General features: G+C 71.4%; 14 protein-coding genes. 7 read left to right on the forward strand and 7 right to left on the reverse strand.

Annotated features, from left to right (window positions below):
- The first annotated feature begins 69 nt into the window (after nucleotides 1-69).
- The gene (locus K9S39_RS27055; protein ID WP_248865905.1) at nucleotides 70-1,458 is read left to right on the forward strand and encodes a cystathionine beta-synthase; all 1,389 of its coding nucleotides are present in this window, start codon (nucleotides 70-72) and stop codon (nucleotides 1,456-1,458) included.
- A 371-nt stretch (nucleotides 1,459-1,829) separates the two neighbouring features.
- Here K9S39_RS27055 and K9S39_RS27060 read toward each other — a convergent pair whose 3' ends face one another.
- The 3 genes from K9S39_RS27060 to K9S39_RS27070 are packed head-to-tail and all read right to left on the reverse strand — an operon-like array spanning nucleotide 1,830 to nucleotide 3,941.
- Nucleotides 1,830-2,258 (reverse strand): hypothetical protein, encoded by a 429-nt coding sequence (locus K9S39_RS27060; protein WP_248865906.1) that lies wholly within the window; start codon nucleotides 2,256-2,258, stop codon nucleotides 1,830-1,832.
- A 40-nt stretch (nucleotides 2,259-2,298) separates the two neighbouring features.
- Nucleotides 2,299-3,027, reverse strand: a complete 729-nt coding sequence (locus tag K9S39_RS27065) for a cysteine dioxygenase (RefSeq protein ID WP_248865907.1) — start codon at nucleotides 3,025-3,027, stop codon at nucleotides 2,299-2,301.
- Nucleotides 3,024-3,941, reverse strand: a complete 918-nt coding sequence (locus tag K9S39_RS27070) for an amidohydrolase family protein (protein ID WP_248865908.1) — start codon at nucleotides 3,939-3,941, stop codon at nucleotides 3,024-3,026. The genes K9S39_RS27065 and K9S39_RS27070 overlap by 4 nt, the downstream gene beginning before the upstream one ends.
- Before the next feature lie 178 nt (nucleotides 3,942-4,119).
- On the opposite strand from K9S39_RS27070, the gene K9S39_RS27075 reads away from it, so the two are divergent.
- On the forward strand, nucleotides 4,120-5,211 hold the full coding sequence (locus tag K9S39_RS27075) for a LacI family DNA-binding transcriptional regulator (RefSeq protein WP_248865909.1): 1,092 nt from the start codon (nucleotides 4,120-4,122) through the stop codon (nucleotides 5,209-5,211).
- A 148-nt stretch (nucleotides 5,212-5,359) separates the two neighbouring features.
- Here the strand turns inward: K9S39_RS27075 and K9S39_RS27080 are convergent, their stop codons facing one another.
- Nucleotides 5,360-5,980, reverse strand: a complete 621-nt coding sequence (locus K9S39_RS27080) for a hypothetical protein (protein WP_248865910.1) — start codon at nucleotides 5,978-5,980, stop codon at nucleotides 5,360-5,362.
- Between the two features lie 1,188 nt (nucleotides 5,981-7,168).
- Here K9S39_RS27080 and K9S39_RS27085 point away from each other — a divergent pair.
- From K9S39_RS27085 to K9S39_RS27100, 4 genes are all read left to right on the forward strand, one after another.
- Nucleotides 7,169-8,191: a sigma-70 family RNA polymerase sigma factor gene (locus K9S39_RS27085; RefSeq protein WP_248865911.1), complete on the forward strand. Its 1,023-nt coding sequence runs from the start codon at nucleotides 7,169-7,171 to the stop codon at nucleotides 8,189-8,191.
- The gene (locus tag K9S39_RS27090) at nucleotides 8,178-9,707 is read left to right on the forward strand and encodes an aromatic amino acid ammonia-lyase (protein WP_248865912.1); all 1,530 of its coding nucleotides are present in this window, start codon (nucleotides 8,178-8,180) and stop codon (nucleotides 9,705-9,707) included. Before K9S39_RS27085 ends, K9S39_RS27090 begins: the two co-directional genes overlap by 14 nt.
- Nucleotides 9,708-9,966: 259 nt before the next feature.
- Nucleotides 9,967-10,896, forward strand: coding sequence for a MurR/RpiR family transcriptional regulator (locus tag K9S39_RS27095; protein ID WP_248865913.1), 930 nt, complete (start codon nucleotides 9,967-9,969; stop codon nucleotides 10,894-10,896).
- Nucleotides 10,897-11,261: 365 nt separating this feature from the next.
- Entirely contained in the window at nucleotides 11,262-11,864 is a 603-nt protein-coding gene (locus K9S39_RS27100) for a hypothetical protein (RefSeq protein ID WP_248865914.1), read from the forward strand.
- A gap of 91 nt (nucleotides 11,865-11,955) precedes the next feature.
- Here K9S39_RS27100 and K9S39_RS27105 read toward each other — a convergent pair whose 3' ends face one another.
- From K9S39_RS27105 to K9S39_RS27115, 3 genes are all read right to left on the reverse strand, one after another.
- The gene (locus K9S39_RS27105; RefSeq protein WP_248865915.1) at nucleotides 11,956-13,440 is read right to left on the reverse strand and encodes a type III PLP-dependent enzyme domain-containing protein; all 1,485 of its coding nucleotides are present in this window, start codon (nucleotides 13,438-13,440) and stop codon (nucleotides 11,956-11,958) included.
- Between the two features lie 74 nt (nucleotides 13,441-13,514).
- Nucleotides 13,515-14,339: an ABC transporter permease gene (locus K9S39_RS27110; protein ID WP_248868982.1), complete on the reverse strand. Its 825-nt coding sequence runs from the start codon at nucleotides 14,337-14,339 to the stop codon at nucleotides 13,515-13,517.
- Nucleotides 14,276-14,908 (reverse strand): hypothetical protein, encoded by a 633-nt coding sequence (locus K9S39_RS27115; RefSeq protein ID WP_248869245.1) that lies wholly within the window; start codon nucleotides 14,906-14,908, stop codon nucleotides 14,276-14,278. Before K9S39_RS27115 ends, K9S39_RS27110 begins: the two co-directional genes overlap by 64 nt.
- 108 nt (nucleotides 14,909-15,016) lie before the next feature.
- Between K9S39_RS27115 and hutU the strand changes: the two genes are divergently transcribed.
- Nucleotides 15,017-16,681 carry a urocanate hydratase gene (gene hutU, locus K9S39_RS27120; RefSeq protein WP_248865916.1) on the forward strand — a complete coding sequence of 555 codons (1,665 nt, stop codon included), beginning with the start codon at nucleotides 15,017-15,019 and terminating at the stop codon, nucleotides 16,679-16,681.
- Nucleotides 16,682-16,687 lie beyond the last annotated feature (6 nt).

A 16,687-nucleotide genomic window follows, 5' to 3' on the forward strand; every position in this document is an offset into this window, starting at 1 on the left:
CCGACGGGGACGGGCAATAGGCTGACTGCACGGGCGCAGGACAGCGTGCCCCCGACCGCGGAGACCACCGTGCAGTTTTACGATTCGATGATTGAGCTAGTCGGCAATACCCCGCTCGTGCGGCTCAACAACGTCACCCGAGGGATCCAGGCCACCGTCCTGGTGAAGGTCGAGTACTTCAACCCCGGCGGTTCGGTCAAGGACCGGATCGCGGTGCGGATGATCGAGGCCGCCGAGGAATCGGGTGAGTTGCAGCCCGGCGGCACCATCGTCGAGCCGACGTCCGGGAACACCGGCGTGGGCCTGGCGATCGTGGCCCAGCAGAAGGGCTACAAGTGCATCTTCGTCTGCCCCGACAAGGTGTCGACGGACAAGATCAATGTACTGCGGGCGTACGGGGCCGAGGTGGTGGTCTGCCCGACCGCGGTGGACCCGGACCACCCGGACTCGTACTACAACGTCTCGGACCGCCTGGTGCGCGAGACGCCCGGGGCGTGGAAGCCCGACCAGTACAGCAACCCCAACAACCCGCGCTCGCATTACGAGACGACCGGTCCCGAGCTGTGGGCGCAGACGGACGGGCGGATCACCCACTTCGTGGCGGGCGTCGGTACCGGCGGCACGATCAGCGGGACCGGCCGCTATCTGAAGGACGCCAGCGAGGGCCGGGTCGAGGTCGTCGGCGCCGACCCGGAGGGCTCGGTCTACAGCGGCGGCTCCGGGCGCCCGTATCTGATCGAGGGCGTGGGCGAGGACTTCTGGCCGGAGGCGTATGACCGTACCGTCGCGGACGAGATCGTCGCGGTCTCGGACAAGGACGCCTTCCAGATGACCCGGCGGCTGGCCAAGGAGGAGGGCCTGCTCGTCGGCGGCTCCTGCGGTATGGCGGTGGTGGCCGGACTGCGGGTCGCGGAGCGGCTCGGGCCGGACGAGGTCGTGGTGATCCTGCTGCCGGACAGCGGCCGCGGCTATCTCTCCAAGATCTTCAACGACGAGTGGATGGCGGACTACGGCTTCCTGGAGGAGAGCGGCACCTCGGCGCGGGTCGGCGAGGTCCTCCAGCACAAGGAGGGCGCGCTGCCCTCGCTGGTGCACATGCACCCGGAGGAGACCGTCGGCGAGGCGATCGACGTCCTGCGGGAGTACGGCGTCTCCCAGATGCCGATCGTCAAGCCGGGCGCCGGGCACCCCGACGTCATGGCCGCCGAGGTCATCGGCTCGGTCGTCGAACGCGAACTGCTCGACGCGCTGTTCGCCAAGCGCGCGTCGCTCAGCGACCCGCTGGAGAAGCACATGTCCCCGCCGCTGCCGCAGGTCGGCTCGGGCGAGCCGGTCGCCGACCTGATGGCGGTCCTGGAGAACGCCGATGCGGCGATCGTCCTCGTCGAGGGCAAGCCGACGGGTGTGGTGAGCCGGCAGGATCTGCTGGCCTATCTGGCACGCGGGGTCGCCAAGTAGCCGCCGGTAGGGACCGGTACCGGTCCTGCGGAGTGCGACGACACCCTGGCGGCGGCCGCCCGTTGGCCCGTTCCGCAATCGTCACAGCGTCAAGTGGACGTCAGGAAACGGGCTGTCGCCGCAAGGTGTACGTATGCGTCACGTGTCGGCAGCACGGGCTTAACACTCGTACGGCACATTGAGACGCATGGCGATACGGAACCTCCGGAGCGGCTCCCGGACCTCCATCGCCGAGGACGCGACGACCGGACATGCACCCGGACCGCGTCCCTTGCGGGGACCGCCGTCGTCCCGCCCCCGGCTTCGGCCGGGGGTGGCGGTCCCCGCAATACCCTCTCCCAGCCAGGGATCCCCAGCCTGAGTCGTGGGAGTTACTCCCGGTCTCCGTCGCGGCGGGGCTCGCGGGTGGGTATCAGAGAGCGGAACCCCGGGCTGTGTACGGCGTTGACGGCGACGATGCCGGCCCAGCAGACCGCCAGACCGATCAGCCCGGCGTTCACCGCGGCGATCACGGACAGCGGTACCGCCAGCACCAGCGAGACCGTGGCGAAACCGAACCGGTCGGCGAAGCCGTTGCCCGCACCGCCGTCCTCGCTCGCGCCACGGCGCGGCGGGTGCACACCCCGCGCCACCTGCATCTGCTGTTCGGCCAACTGCCGCCGGACCCGCCGGTCGACATTCTTGTCCAGCTTGTCGAGGAAGGCTTCCACCAGCTCCGACTCGTACTCCGACCCCAGCTCCTTGCGCGTCTGGAGGGTCGCGTCGAGTTCTTTCCTCAGCTCGGGGTCGTGTGTTGCCATGCTCCCGAGAGTACGGACGAAGGGGCGGGGCGCGGTAGGGCTAACCCCCCGATCCGACCGTGGTCCGTGCCCCTGTGTGCCTGCTCCCTTCTCCCTCTTCTCCCTGCTTCCTCTGTTGTTTCCCGGGGTGGTCAGACCGTCGAGTGCTCCCCCGGGTGGTCAGGCCGGCCGGGGCGTCCAGCGGCCGCAGCTCATCCGCGTACGAGACCGAGACCCGGCGCATCAGCCCGTCCTCGGTGATGTCGTACTGGCCGAGGCGCCACAGCGGCGGCGAATAGGCATGCACCGAGATCGCGTCGTCCGTGGCGCCGGTGAGGCGGTGGATATGGTCCGGGCCGAAGCAGAAGGAGCTGCCCGCGCCGACGGCGGTGGCCGGATGCTCGCCGCCGATCCGGGGATTGGACTCGGTCAGTACGCCCTGGACGACGCGGACGGCACCCGAGGAGATGTCGTGATCGTGCCAGCCGGTGTCGTTCCGCCGGGTCCAGCACAGCAGCCAGACATCGACGTGCTCATCGCGGTGCAGGGACGCGTAGTGGCGCTCGGTGTCGGAGAACGCGACGTCCTCGCGCCACAGGCAGGGGCGGGCGGCCAGCTCGTCGACCAGGGCCTGGAGCTCGCGCTTGTCGAGATTGCGCTCGGGCAGGGCGCGGAACGGATCGGCGGGTGCGGGGGCGGCGGCATCCGTGGCTGCGAGGACACCCGTGGCGGCGCGGGCGCCGGCGGTGACGTCGGTCAACTCGGCGAAAGGCTGAGCGCGTTCGCTCATGATCCGGCTCCTTTCATCGGGCCCAGCAGACGGGCCGGGTTGGCGGTACGCAGGGCGTGGACGGCGGCATCCGCGCCGAGGTCGGGGATCGCAGGGGCCGCGTAGGGCCGGTCGCTTCCGGTGACGACGACATCGATGCCGACGGCCCGTACGAGGGCGTCCACCGCGCGGGTCCCGTAGGAGGACGTCTCGTAGAACGCGTCGCAGTCGACCCGGCCGCGGTCCCGGCCGCCGCCGCGGGCCATCAGCCGCTCACCGTGCAGCGGCGCGAGACCGGCGAGCGCGGCGAAACAGACCCGCTGGCCCGGGTGACGCGGCCGGCCGAACGCGCGGAAAGCGAACCAGGAGGCATGCAGCTGCTGCACATACGGCACCAGCGCGGGCCACCAGACGGGCGCGCCCCCGGAGGCCGACGGGGCGGCCCCCGGATGCACGAACAGCGGCCGGTCCATCCGCGCGGCGACATCCAGGAGTGGTGCGCAGTGGGCCCGGCCTTCTGCGTCGAGCAGGGCGGTGGCCGGGAGTTGCAGCCCCACGCAGCCGCGCGTCAGCTCGCGCCGCAGCGCTTCGGGGTCCGGCTCGGGCGCGGAGAGGCAGGGGGAGGCCCAGACGCGGAAGGGGGCGGGCAGGGCGAGTACGCCGTCATGAAAGGCGGTGAGCAGGGGCGCTGCCTCCTCGGGCGGCAGATATTCGATCCCGAGGGGACTGGAGAGCGAGACCAGGGCCAGATCGAGCCCGTCGGCGCGGGCGAGTCGGACACGGGACGCGATGTCGTGGTCGGCGGGGTCGACGTCGTACGGGGGCTCGCCGGGCAGGTGCAGCGTCCAGCCGGCCAGCCGCGGTGGGGTGGCACGGGCCCGCAGCAGTGCGATGAACCCGGGCGGCCAGAGGTGCTGGTGGACGTCGGTGGGCACGGGGCGGCGCCTCCTCGACCGTATTCGCCGGTTCCAGGGACCGTGGTCAACTCCTTGGTTAACCGCTTAACTGATGCGGTTAAGTGAAGCGGTTAACGGGGTGAGATGTCAAGGCTGTCGGGGGTGTGCGCCGCATCGGAGCGCGGAGGCCCCCGCGCTCCTTGGGTAGGCTTTCGGCATGGCCAGGCCAGAGAAGCGCACCACCCTCCGCGAAGTGGCCGAGGCCACCGGACTCTCCACCGCGGCCGTCTCCTACGCGCTGCGCGGCAAGCAGGTCTCCAAAGAGACCGAGGAGCGGGTGCGCAAGGCCGCCGCCGACCTCGGTTACGAAGCCGACCCGATCGCCCGCGCCCTGGCCAGTGGCCGTACCAGCATGATCGGTGTGCTGGCCGGTGATCTGCAGGATCTGTGGCAGCAGCACCTGATGGCCGCGATAGGGCGCGAACTGCTGGCCGGTGACCGCTACGCCCTGATCCTCGACGCGGGCGGCGACCCGGCCCGCGAGCTGGCCCTCGCCAAACAGCTCCGCGACCAGCGCGTGGACGGCCTCCTGGTCTCGCCCGTCGATCCATCCGCGGAGGGCTGGTCGAAGATCGCCGACACGGTTCCCGTGGTGTCCATCGGGGACGCGCTGAGCCGGGCCCGTACGGCGGGCGAGGTGCTCTTCGACAACCGCGCCGGGATCGACGCCGTCCTCGACTACCTCCGTGGCCTGGGTCACCGCCGGGTCACGGTCCTCACTCCCACCGGGCCCTCCACCCCCGACCGCCCCGCCGACGTCTATGTGCGCGAGGCCGCCGACCGCCTGGGTATCGAGGTCGAAGTTCTGCCCTGCGCCCAGGAGTTGGGTGAGGCGACGGCGGTCGCCAGGCGGGTCCTGGCGGCTGGGGGAGGGGGTGCGGCCGGTGGCGACAGGGGTGCGGTCGGCGACGGGGGCCTGGCCGGCGGCGATGGGAGTGTGGCCGGTGGCGGCAGGCCGAACGCCGTCTTCTGCTTCTCCGACTCCATCGCCTACGGCGTCTACGCGGCCGCCGCCGAGGCTTCGCTGACCATCGGCCGCGATATCTCCGTCGTCGGCTTCGACGACCACCCGGTCTCCCGGGTCCTCACCCCGCCCCTCACCACCGTCGACTGGGGCCTCACCGACATCGCCAAGGAAGCCGCGCGCCTGGCGGTGGCTGCCATCGAGGGCCGCCGGGTCCGCCGCAAACGCATCCTGTGTGCGCCGCGACTGTCGGAGCGGGGGTCTGCGCTGCGGGTGCCGGAGTAGGGATCGCGCTGCGGTTGCCGGAGTGGGATGCGCGTTGCGTGTGCCGTTATAGGGGTGCGCGTTGCGGGTGCCGTTATAGGGGTGTGCTGCGGGTGCAGTAGTACGGGCGTGGCGGTGTTGACCGCTTGCCGCGGACCGTCACGAATTGTTACGGAGTCGGCCGCTTGCCGCCGTGCTTCCCCTGCGTGCCGCCCGCATCCGCGTTTCCGACCGGACGGGCGTCCTCCCAGAGCGCGGTGACGTGCGAGGCGAACCGGTCGTACAACCCGTCTTCGCCGAGCCGGCGGAGATGGAACATGGGGGACTCGTCGCCCAGCAGTCCGGCGATATGCGGTGTCACGAGCATCTGATCATCGAATATGAAGACACTCAAGGCGATATGCGCGTCGCTGAAACGCGCCTCGATGTGCGGTGTGCTCTCGATCTTCGAGAGTGCGTCAAGAGTGATACGGATGCGGGTACTGACGGTGAGCGGGACGTCTTCGACTTCCTCCCGTCGAGCCGTGACCGCTGAATCGGGGTCGCCCACCAGGAACCGGACGTGCGCGCCGGCGTCGGCCTTTGCCTTGAGGCGCGCGCCCAGCCGGGGGTGGTTCTGCCACAGGAAGTAGTTCGTGTAACCGGCGAGGGTCAGATCCTGTGAGGCGCTGTCAATGAGGCTGGCCCACAGGGACGTCGGTGCGGCGCTGCGATAGGGATACGCCGCGACGATCTCGCGGGCGTGCCCTGTCTTGACGGCGGATCGCACCGCCCTGGGCCACAGAGTCACTGCGTCCACTCCTAGCACGCGGGCCGTATCCTCCTGCGCCGCCGGATGAGGGGCGCGCAGTGGATTACCCAGCCACCGTTCCACGGTCTTTGCCGATACCCCGACCATACGGGCTAGCTGGCCGGGCTTCACGCCCGCGTCGGCCATAGCGTCTCTGAGCGCCGTGTTCAAGAGTCCTCCCGGGGACGTTTGGGCCGCTTCGGACCCTAGGCTCAACTTGGCCCAACAGTTACCGGGATGGGAGTAAATCCGCCCTCCTGAGCGACCGATATTCAGGGCATGGACAGCAACTCGGTGAACGTGCACCGGCCTTTAGCGTTGGACAGCCGCCCGGGGACGGTCGGCGAGATCATGGGGGAGGACGACGGTGACCCTCATCCGTCACCGGAACACCGGCAGGAGCCGCCGCTCCGGCCGTCCTCGTCCGGCGCCGTGGTGTTCATTCCCGCGGGCCGGGCGGTGCCTCCGTGCCGTACGGCCTGCGGGCTGTGCCAGGCGGCGGGGAGGCAGGGATGATGCGGGTCTTCCGGCTGTGCGCCTGGCATGGAGGGCTGGCCGAGGCGCCCGTGCTCATCCGCACGATGGTGGGCTTCAGCGGGGCGGTGCGTGCCATGTATGCCTGCTCGCGGTGTGTCGATGCCTACCAGCTGAAGGTGCCGGGGGATGAGGAGCGGTTCCCTCGGGTGAGGTCGTCGGTGGGGGTGCCCTCGGCGGGGATGCCTTCGGCTCGGGTGGCGTCGACGGGGAGGTCCTCGGGGTGGAGGCCGTCGGGGTGGAGGTCCTCGGCACGGGGTGCGTCGGCAGGGGGCGCTGAGCCGTAGGGCGGTGGATACGGGCTGAGCCGTAGTGCGGTGAGTCGTCGGGCGGGGGATACGGGGCGCTGGTCCGCCCCGTTCCCTGGGACGCTCGTTCGCTCGGCCCGTCCTGCCCTCGTCCACGCGGCTCTTCCTTCTCCCGTCCGCTCGGCCGCGCGTCCGCTCGGCCCGTTCTCCCCGGTCCGCTCATCCTGCGAACCCCCGCCGGGAGGAGCAGACTGGTGGCCGGCACTCCGGTAGCGTCTGCACGTGAATGCCGACGGCCGGCGGAATACGCGATGTAACAGCAGCGCGCAGCGCTTCCACTCGGGGCGGTGGCGGGCGACGGGCGGGCGGTCGGCGAACGGGTGGTCGGCGAACGGGCGGGTGCTTGATGAAGCGGTCTTCGGTGGTGGGTGACGTCGGCGTCGGGGTCGAGGACGGCGGTCGACGGGACGCGCAGCAGGGCGAGTTGGCAGACCTGCTCGAAGCGCATCGTACGGAGCTGACCGGCTACTGCTATCGCATGCTCGGGTCCGCGTTCGAGGCCGAGGACGCCGTGCAGGAGACGATGGTGCGGGCCTGGCGGAGTCACGGCCGCTTCGAGGGGCGGGCGTCGTTGCGGTCGTGGCTGTACCGGATCGCGACGAACGTGTGCCTGGATCTGCTCAAGGGCAGCCGGCGCCGGGCCCGGCCGATGGACCTCGCGTCCCCGTCGAGTGTCGAGACACCGGTGGGGACGGGGCTGCCCGAGGCGGCATGGATCGGACCGGTGCCGGACGGGCGGGTGCTGGCGGATTCCGGGGATCCGGCGGAGACGGCCGTCGCACGCGAGTCGGTCCGGCTCGCGTTCATCGCCGCGCTGCAGCGGCTGGCGCCCCGGCAGCGGGCGGTGCTGATCCTGCGGGAGGTGCTCAGCTGGTCGGCGAACGAGGTCGCGGAGCTGCTCGGGAGTTCGGTGGCCGCGGTCAACAGTGCGCTGCAGCGAGCGCGGGCCACGCTCGCCGAGAGCGGTGAAGCGGCGGAGCCGGAACCGGCTCCGCCGCTGGACCATGAGCAGAAGGCACTGCTCAAGCGGTATGTGGACGCGTTCGAGCGGTTCGACATGGACGCGCTGACGGCCCTGCTGCACGAGGATTCGACGCTGTCGATGCCGCCGTACGAGCTCTGGCTGCGCGGGCCCGAGGACATCGTGAAGTGGATGCTCGGACCGGGCATCGGCTGCCGTGGGTCGCATCTGGTGCCGGTGGTGGCGAACGGGCGGCCGGCGTTCGGGCAGTACCGCGCGGGCGGTGAGCCGTGGGCGATCCAGGTGATCGAGACGGCGGGGGGACGGATCACCGGGCTGAATCAGTTCCTGGACACCGAGCGGCTGTTTCCGTTGTTCGGGCTTCCGCTTCGGTATGACGGGCGGTAGGCGGTCGGGGGGGCGGCCGCTTGGGGTCCTCGTGGGAGCCGGACCGCTGGTCGTACTCGACGGCAGCGGGCTGGGCAGCGCCGATGTCGCCGCCCTCGCGGAGCGCACCGCTCGCCCCGCAGCCCCCGACCCCAAGGCCCTCGCCCGCGCCGAGGAGTCCTGGCGCACCGCCCGCCGCCTCGCCGCCACCGGCCGCGTCTACGGGCGCAGCACCGGGGTCGGCGCCAACCGTACGGAAGACGTCGTGGCCGCCGACGCCGAACACGGCCTGCGCCTGCTGCGCAGCCACGCCGGTGGGATCGGCGACCCGCTGCCGTCCCGCGAGGTCAGCGCCATGCTCGTCGTCCGAGCCAACCAGCTGCTCGCGGGCGGCGCCGGACTCAACCCGGCCGTCATCGCCTCCCTCCTCGCCGCGCTGGACGCCGGCGCCCATCCCGTCGTCCACGAATTCGGCGCCGTCGGCACCGGCGACCTCACCGCTCTCGCCCAAACCGGCCTGGCACTCGCCGGCGAACACTCCTGGCACCTCGAACCGGGCGCCCGGGCACCCGCCCCCATCCCCCTCGACAGCAATGACGCTCTGGCCCTGATCAGCAGCAATGCCCTCACCCTGGGCCAGTCCGCGCTCGCGCTGGACGAACTGCGCCGCCTCCTGGCCGCATCGCTCCCCGTCGCCGCACTGTCCCTCCTCGCGGTCGGCGGCTCGTACGAACCGTTCGCCGAACCCGTCATGCGCGCCCGGCCGCACCCCGGGTGCGCGGCCGCCGCGGCACGTATCCGCACCCTCTCCGGCGTCCCCGACCGCCCCTCGCCGCCCCTGGGCCGCATCCAGGACCCGTACGGATTCCGCTGCATCCCGCAGATCCACGGCCCGGCCCTGGACGCCGCCGACACACTCGAAACGGTCCTCGGGGTAGAGCTGAACGCCGCCGCCGAGAACCCGCTGATCGGCGCCGAGGACCAGGCCGCCTACCACCACGGGAACTTCTACGCCGCGCACACCGCACTCGCCCTGGACACCTTCCGACTGGCCGTCCTGCAGACCGCCCAGCTGTCCACCGCCCGCCTCTCCGCCCTCTCCGAACCCGACTTCACCCGACTGCGGCCGTTCCTCGGCGACGCGGCACCGGCCAGCTCCGGCGTGATGATCCTCGAATACGCGGCGGGCGCGGCGCTCGGCGAAATGCGCGCGGTCTCGCACCCGGCCTCGCTCGGGCACGCCGTCCTCTCCCGCGGCGTCGAGGAACAGGCCAGCTTCGCCTCCCTCGGCGCCCGCCAGACGCTCCGCGCCTGCACCCACTACCGTCACGTCCTCGCCTGCGAACTCGTCGCCTCCGTACGGGCGTTGCGGCTGCGCTCCCGCGCACCCGAACCGGGCCTCCCGCTCGCCACCGCCTACACCCTCGCCGCCGAGGCACTCGACCCGAGGATGGAGGACCGTCCGCTGACGGACGATGTCGCGGTGGCGGCGGGGGTGCTGGATGGGCTGGCGGGGTGTGAGGGGAGCGGGAGATGACGGGTGGGGAGGAAAGGTGGGGATGAGGAATTCCGTACTGTCGTCGATACCGACGGACGGGCCCACTGGATTTCGGCGTACGACGTGATGTTCGACGTAACGGCGTGATCTCGGCGTACGGCGTGAGGTCGATGCACGGCGTGACGTCGATGTACGGCGTGAGGTCGATGTACCACTGACGTCGATGGGCCGATGGGCGTTGGCACACCATAAGGCCCCACAAGGACAAGGCCCCCGACCGGGCCGGGAAGAAGAGGCGATGAGCGGGGACGGGGACAACGGCGGCAACGGCGCGGCCGGCGGGACACAGACGGGAACGGCCGGCCAGAGGGCCGGGAAGGCGGCAGCGACCACGGACACCGGCACCGCCGCCCGCCTCCAGAAGCTCTTCGAAGGCCACCGGCTGACGCCCACCCAGCGCCGGATCGCACACTGCATGGTGCGCCGCGCCGCCGACGCGCCCTTCCTCTCCAGCGTCGAACTGGCCGAACTGGCCGGCGTCAGCCAGCCCTCCGTCACCCGCTTCGCGGTCGCCCTGGGCTTCGACGGTTACCCGGCGCTCCGCCGCCATCTGCGCGAGGTCACGCCCGCCGAGAAACCCGCCGGCGCTGCCTCGTACAACGAGTACCAGCAGGCCGTCCAGGCCGAGATCGACAACCTCCGACACCTGGCCGCGGCGCTCGCCGATCCGTCCTCCGTCATCGAGGCCGGCCGCCTCCTCGCGGCCTCCCGCCCGCTGCCGGTCCTCGGCCTGCGCGCCGCCACCGCCCAGGCCGCCGGCTTCGCGTACTTCGCCCGCAAGGTCCACCCCGACGTCCGGCTGCTGGCCGAGGGCGGCACCATGCTCACCGACCGCATCGACGCCGCCGTACGGGCCGGCGCCACCGCCCTGCTCTGCTTCGCCCTGCCCCGCCACCCGCGCGAGGTCGTCGACGCCCTGGAGTACGCCCGCGCGGCCGGTCTCACCGTCGCCACCGTCGCCGACAGCGCCTTCGCCCCCGTGGCCCACCACACCGACCTGCTCCTCCCGGCCCCCGTAGGCACCGGCCTGGCCTTCGACACGGCCTGTGCCCCCATGCTCCTGGGCCGCGTCCTCCTGGAGGCGATGTGCGACGACCTCCCGGACGCCCAGGCCCGGCTGGAGGAGTTCGACGCGAGGGCGGCGGAGCGGGGACTGTTTGTGGAGTGACGGGGTGTTCGTGGAGTGAGGGGGTGTTCGTGGAGTGGCAGGGGCTGCTTCGGTCTTTGCTCTCGTTGCTCGCTCCCCGTTCTTGCCCCCGCCCCTTATCCCCGCCGTCGTCCCCCGTCCTCGCCCCCCGTTCTCGTCCCCCGTTCCCGTTCCCGTTCCTCGATCCCTGGTGTCGTCTCTCCCGCGCCATCTCCGTCTCTCCCGCGCCATCCATCTCCGTCTCTTCCGCGCCATCTCAGGGAATCCTCATCCAGGCTCGCTACGATCCGCCGCCGAAAAAGCCGATACAGGAGTGACGGCGGGACCGGGTGACGTGGTGACATGGTCGCCCGGTGTGCGGTCGTCTCGGTGTGAGGAGGTCTGTCGTGGAGCGCGGGGCGTATGCGCTGGCGCGAGTGGCTGTGGTGGTGCGGGCGCCGGCCGGGTGGCTGTGGTGGCCCGGTTTGCTGGCTGCGGCCATCGGTGCGCTGGTGCCGGGGCTGACCGGCCGGACGATCGGGGTGCTCGCGGGCGCGGCGCTGTTCGTGATCGCGGCGTTCACGGTGTTCGCGGTGCGGCGCGGGCGGTACACGGCACTGGCCGGCGGGGCACCCCGCGCGGGGAAGGCCGTCATCCTGCAGGACCGGGCGGTCACCATCCGCGTCTGGCGGCGTGCACACCGCTGGTGGCTGCTGCTCGCCTTCCTGGCCGCGGTCGCCTGGTCGTTCGTACTGCCCACGACCGGTGGACTCCTGATGGCCGGGGCCGCGGTCGGACTGTGGGCCAAGGCGCTGTGGCTGGGCCACTGGGAGCGGGAGCACAACGCGCTGCTGTGGGTCCGTACGGAGTCGGCGGCGCGGGGCGGCGCCGCGGGCAAGGACGTCCGTGGCTACCTGACGACAGGGGAAGCGGCCGGGGACGCGGCTCCGGGCGGAGGGCGCATCAGGACCGGTGCACGCGCGTCGTCGGGTGGCGGCGGGGGACGATGATGGGGCGGCGCCGGGATTCCGGAGCGGGTCGGTGACCCGGCGGCATGCGCCGTATGGCCCTGCCCGAGTTCCCGTCTTCCCGAGTGCGCGCCTATCCGAGTCCCTGCAGCGCGTCCACATGTGCCGAGCCGCTCTCCGTGGTCAGTTCCTCCAGGGTCTGCGGGGTGCGGACGGTCGCGAAGCGGACAGTGCCGTCGGGGGCGGCCGCATAGCCGTAAATCCCGGGGCGGGGGAGGGAGTTGTAGGCGAAGTGGGTGGAGAAATAGTAGGCGCCGGTGTCCAGAAGGGCGGCGTGGTCGCCGGACTGCAGCAGCGGTAGCCGACGGTTCTCGGCGACCAGGTCACCGGCGAAGCAGCACGGTCCGGCGATGTCCTGGGCGACCGGAGAACCGGTCTTGGGGCGCCCCTGGGAATCGTACGCCGCGACCCGGACCGGCCAGAAGTCCGGGACGAAGACCGTACGGGTGGCGACCTGCGCGCCGGCGTGAGTGATCGCGATGGGCCGGCCGCCGGCCGATTTCGCGTACTCGACGCGGGCGAGGATCGTGCCGTGCTTGGCCAGCAGTGACCGGCCGAACTCGGTGACCAGCCCATAGCGCCCCGAGAACAGGCCGGGGACGGCCGACCGGAGCGCCTCGGCGTACGCGCGGAAGGTCGGGCTGATCGCGTCCGAGGCGAAGTTGACGGGCAGTCCGCCGCCGATGTCGAGGGTGTCGATCTGGCGTCGGCCTGCCTTCTCGTTGATCTCCTCGGCGAGGCCGAACAGCGACCGTACTCCCTCGGCCATCAGCTCCAGCGGCATGCCCTGGGAGCCGACATGGGCATGCAGCCGCGTCAGCCACGGCCGTTCGAGACAGGACCGTACGATCCAGTCGCGGGCGCCCTCGTCCCGCAGCGCGATGCCGAACTTGGAGGTGTCGGTGGCGGTGCTCATCGCCCCGATGGCGCCGCCGCCGATCTGCGGATTGACCCGCAGGCCGACGGGGGCGGTGGTCGGCGCGGAGGCCATCAGGCCGTCGATACGGACCAGTTCCTCGGGGTTGTCGGCGTTGACGGCGATGCCGAGGGCCAGCGCCTCCCGCAGTTCGGCGGGGGTCTTGGCGGGGGAGTCCAGGACCGTACGGGCGGCCGGGACGCCGGCGGCACGGGCCAGCGCCAGCTCGCCGGGACTGGCCACCTCGCAGCCCAGCCCCTCCTGAGCGAGCAGTCGCAGCACGGGTACGAGCGAGGACGCCTTGACCGCGAAGGCGTGCAGCACCGGGGTGCCGGGTGCGGCGAACTCCTCGAAGACGGTGTGGAGTTCGCCCGCCGACCGCCGGATGCCGATGACGTCGAGCAGCCCGACGACGGGCGCACCCGGGCCGACCAGCCCGTCCGCGACCGCTGCCGCTACCGCCCGGTCACGGTCGGTGCGGGCCTCGAAGCCAGCGGTGGGGTCGTTGGCCGTACTGCCGGCGGGCTCGGGGGCGGGTCTGCTGGTGGGGTGGGTGGCGGGGGTATGGGCTGAGTTGCCGGCGGGGCCGGTGGTGGGGGCGTTGGCTGCTTTGTTGCTGGGGCCAGTCGTGGGGCCATTCATGGGGCAACTTCATCACTGGGTGGGGCGTGGCGCCATCGGGATACGGGGCGTTCCCGCCGTTCTCCCCCTGCCCTCTACGCGGGCATCGCCCCGTTCAGTGCCGCCTTGCGGTGGCGTGCCGTCAGTCGGGAGCCGGACTCGCGGCGGGCGGCACGGCGCAGGAGGGGTATCGCGAGGAGGAACCCGAGGACGGCCCAGGCGGTCAGTACCAGGGCGACCATCGGCAGCTCCCAGGACCCGGTCGGTTCGGCGGCTCGCGCGGCGTCCGGCAGCAGCGCCGAGCGCAGGCCCTGCGCCATCCACTTGAGGGGGAAGACCGATGCCATCTGCTGGACCAGCACGGGCAGTGCGGTGATCGGGAACACCGCTCCGGAGGTGGTCAGCAGACCCATCGTGGGCACCATGATCAACGCTAGCGCCTCGCGCGGGTTGGGCAGCACGGCGCCTATGGCCGCGCCCAGCGGTACGACGGCTAGCAGCCCGAGCGTGGTCACCCACAGCAGGGTCAGCCAGCCGCCCGGCCCCTGCGGCAGCGGCCCGTCCACCAGCAGCGCCGCGGCTCCCAGGAGCAGGGCCAGGGCGCCGACCGCCATCACGACCACCAGCAGGCACTTGGCGACGAGATAGGCCGGTATGCCGCCGGGGGTGGCGCGCAGCCGCAGCAGGGCGCCTTCTTCCCGTTCGGTCACGAGCCTCTGTGGGAGGTTGATCAAGCCGACCTGAAACAGCAGATAAGCGGCGAAGCCCGCGACCACCAGATGGGCCATCGGGATGTGGGTGCCGGGTACGTTCTTGCTGACGTAACCGGCGATCAGCAGCGCGACGACCACATTGATCAGGTGGCCGGACATCTCCCGGGGATTACGGAGGAGATGGCGCAGCTCGATGCCACCGCGCAGGAAGCCGGCGCGCCAGTAGTGGCGCCTGGGGTGACCGGACCGGGCCTGTTCGGTACGCCTCGTGCGGCGGCCGTCTTCGCCCCGTCCGCCGCTCCCGCCGTGTCTGCCGTGCCCGCTGCGTCCGCCGCACCCGCCATGTCTGCCGTGCTCGCCACGGGCGTCTCGCCCGCGACGTCTGCCGGGTCCGCTGCCCCTGCCGCGTCCGCCGTATGGACGTGCCACGCCACGTCGGCCTTACCCGTCCCACCGGCCTTGCCGGTCTGGTCCGTGTGCTCCGTCTGCTCTGTGTGCTGCGTGTGCTCTGTCAGGCGGCCGGACAGCAGGACGGTCCCGCCGGTCACCACCATCCCCGCGACGAACGTGGCGAAGGACCCCCAGTTGTAGCGCGACCGGTGCAGCCGCACCTGGCTCCTGCGGCTGTAGATCACGGCCAGCGTGCCCAGCAGCGCGACGTAGGCGGCGACCATCAGCCAGACGCCCCACTGCCCGGCGGGCAGGTCGGGGAGGCGTCGACGTCGGCGGGTTGGCGTGGATGTGATGTCGATTGGCTGGAAAGTGGTGTCTCGCACCCCGTGCCCCTCCGCGCCCTGTTGACTAGACGTATTCAGGGACTTCAAGATGTGAATAGCTCGATCCACTCGATGGCTGATCCATTCGACGTCAGGGAGGCACGGCCCATGTCGGGACCGCGACCCGTGAGGGCACCGCGCGGTACGGAGCTGAGTGCTCGGGGATGGCAGCAGGAAGCCGCGCTGCGCATGCTGCAGAACAACCTCGACCCGGAGGTGGCCGAGCATCCGGATCAGCTCGTCGTCTACGGCGGCACGGGCAAGGCCGCCCGTGACTGGCGCTCCTTCGACGCGATGGTGCGCACGCTCACCACGCTCAAGCAGGACGAGACGATGCTCGTCCAGTCCGGCAAGCCGGTCGGCGTGATGCAGACGCACGAATGGGCGCCGCGCGTCCTCATCGCCAACTCCAACCTGGTCGGCGACTGGGCCAACTGGGAGGAGTTCCGCCGCCTGGAGGCCCTCGGGCTGACCATGTACGGGCAGATGACCGCCGGTTCATGGATCTACATCGGGACACAGGGCATCCTCCAGGGGACGTACGAGACGTTCGCGGCCGTCGCGGCGAAACGGTTCGGCGGCACGCTGGCCGGGACGATCACGCTCACCGCCGGGCTCGGCGGCATGGGCGGCGCCCAGCCGCTCGCCGTCACGATGAATGACGGCGTCGCCCTCTGCATCGACTGCGACCCCCGGGCCATCGAGCGGCGGATCGAGCACCGCTATCTGGATGTGCGGGCGGACAGCCTTCAGCACGCGCTGCGGCTCGCCGTCGAGGCCCGCGACCAGCGCAAACCGCTCTCCATCGGGCTGCTCGGCAACGCCGCGGAGCTGCTGCCGCGGATGCTCGCCGAGGGCGCGCCGATCGACATCGTCACCGACCAGACCAGCGCCCACGACCCGCTGGCCTACCTCCCGATCGGTGTCGACTTCGACGACATGGCCGCCTACGCGGCGGAGAAACCCGCCGACTTCACCCAGCGGGCGCGGGAGTCGATGGCCCAGCACGTCGAGGCCATGGTCGGTTTCATGGACGCCGGCGCCGAGGTGTTCGACTACGGCAACTCGATTCGCGGCGAGGCCCAACTCGCCGGGTATCAGCGGGCGTTCGCCTTCCCCGGCTTCGTCCCCGCCTACATCCGGCCGCTGTTCGCCGAGGGCAAGGGCCCGTTCCGCTGGGCGGCGCTGTCCGGTGACGCACGGGACATCGCCGCCACCGACAAGGCGATCCTGGACCTCTTCCCGAAGAACGCGTCGCTGGCCCGCTGGATCAAGATGGCCGGCGAACGGGTCCACTTCCAGGGCCTGCCCGCCCGGATCTGCTGGCTCGGCTACGGCGAGCGCGACAAGGCCGGCGAGCGGTTCAACGACATGGTCGCCGACGGGACGCTGCGGGCACCGCTCGCCATCGGGCGCGACCACCTCGACTGCGGCTCGGTCGCTTCGCCCTATCGGGAGACCGAGGCCATGAAGGACGGCTCGGACGCCATCGCCGACTGGCCACTGCTCAACGCCATGGTCAATGTCGCCTCCGGTGCCTCCTGGGTCTCACTGCACCACGGCGGCGGCGTCGGCATGGGCCGCTCCCTCCACGCGGGTCAGGTCACCGTCGCCGACGGCACCCCGCCGGCCGGCGAGAAGATCCGCCGGGTGCTCACCAACGACCCGGGCATGGGCGTCATCCGGCATGTCGACGCGGGCTACGAGCGCGCCGAAGAGGTGGCCGCCGAGCGCGGCGTCCGCATCCCGATGCGCGAAGGCGAGGGCGCGTGACCTCCT

Source organism: Streptomyces halobius (assembly GCF_023277745.1).
GTDB lineage: Bacteria > Actinomycetota > Actinomycetes > Streptomycetales > Streptomycetaceae > Streptomyces > Streptomyces halobius.

Bases quoted from the DNA above. Each gene is read 5' to 3' on its own strand.
- K9S39_RS27085 (WP_248865911.1), top strand. From the start codon at position 7,169: ATGAAGCGGTCTTCGGTGGTGGGTGACGTCGGCGTCGGGGTCGAGGAC.
- K9S39_RS27065 (WP_248865907.1), bottom strand. From the start codon at position 3,027: ATGAGCGAACGCGCTCAGCCTTTCGCCGAGTTGACCGACGTCACCGCC.
- K9S39_RS27060 (WP_248865906.1), bottom strand. From the start codon at position 2,258: ATGGCAACACACGACCCCGAGCTGAGGAAAGAACTCGACGCGACCCTC.
- K9S39_RS27090 (WP_248865912.1), top strand. From the start codon at position 8,178: ATGACGGGCGGTAGGCGGTCGGGGGGGCGGCCGCTTGGGGTCCTCGTG.
- K9S39_RS27105 (WP_248865915.1), bottom strand. From the start codon at position 13,440: ATGAATGGCCCCACGACTGGCCCCAGCAACAAAGCAGCCAACGCCCCC.
- hutU (WP_248865916.1), top strand. From the start codon at position 15,017: ATGTCGGGACCGCGACCCGTGAGGGCACCGCGCGGTACGGAGCTGAGT.
- K9S39_RS27075 (WP_248865909.1), top strand. From the start codon at position 4,120: ATGGCCAGGCCAGAGAAGCGCACCACCCTCCGCGAAGTGGCCGAGGCC.
- K9S39_RS27095 (WP_248865913.1), top strand. From the start codon at position 9,967: ATGAGCGGGGACGGGGACAACGGCGGCAACGGCGCGGCCGGCGGGACA.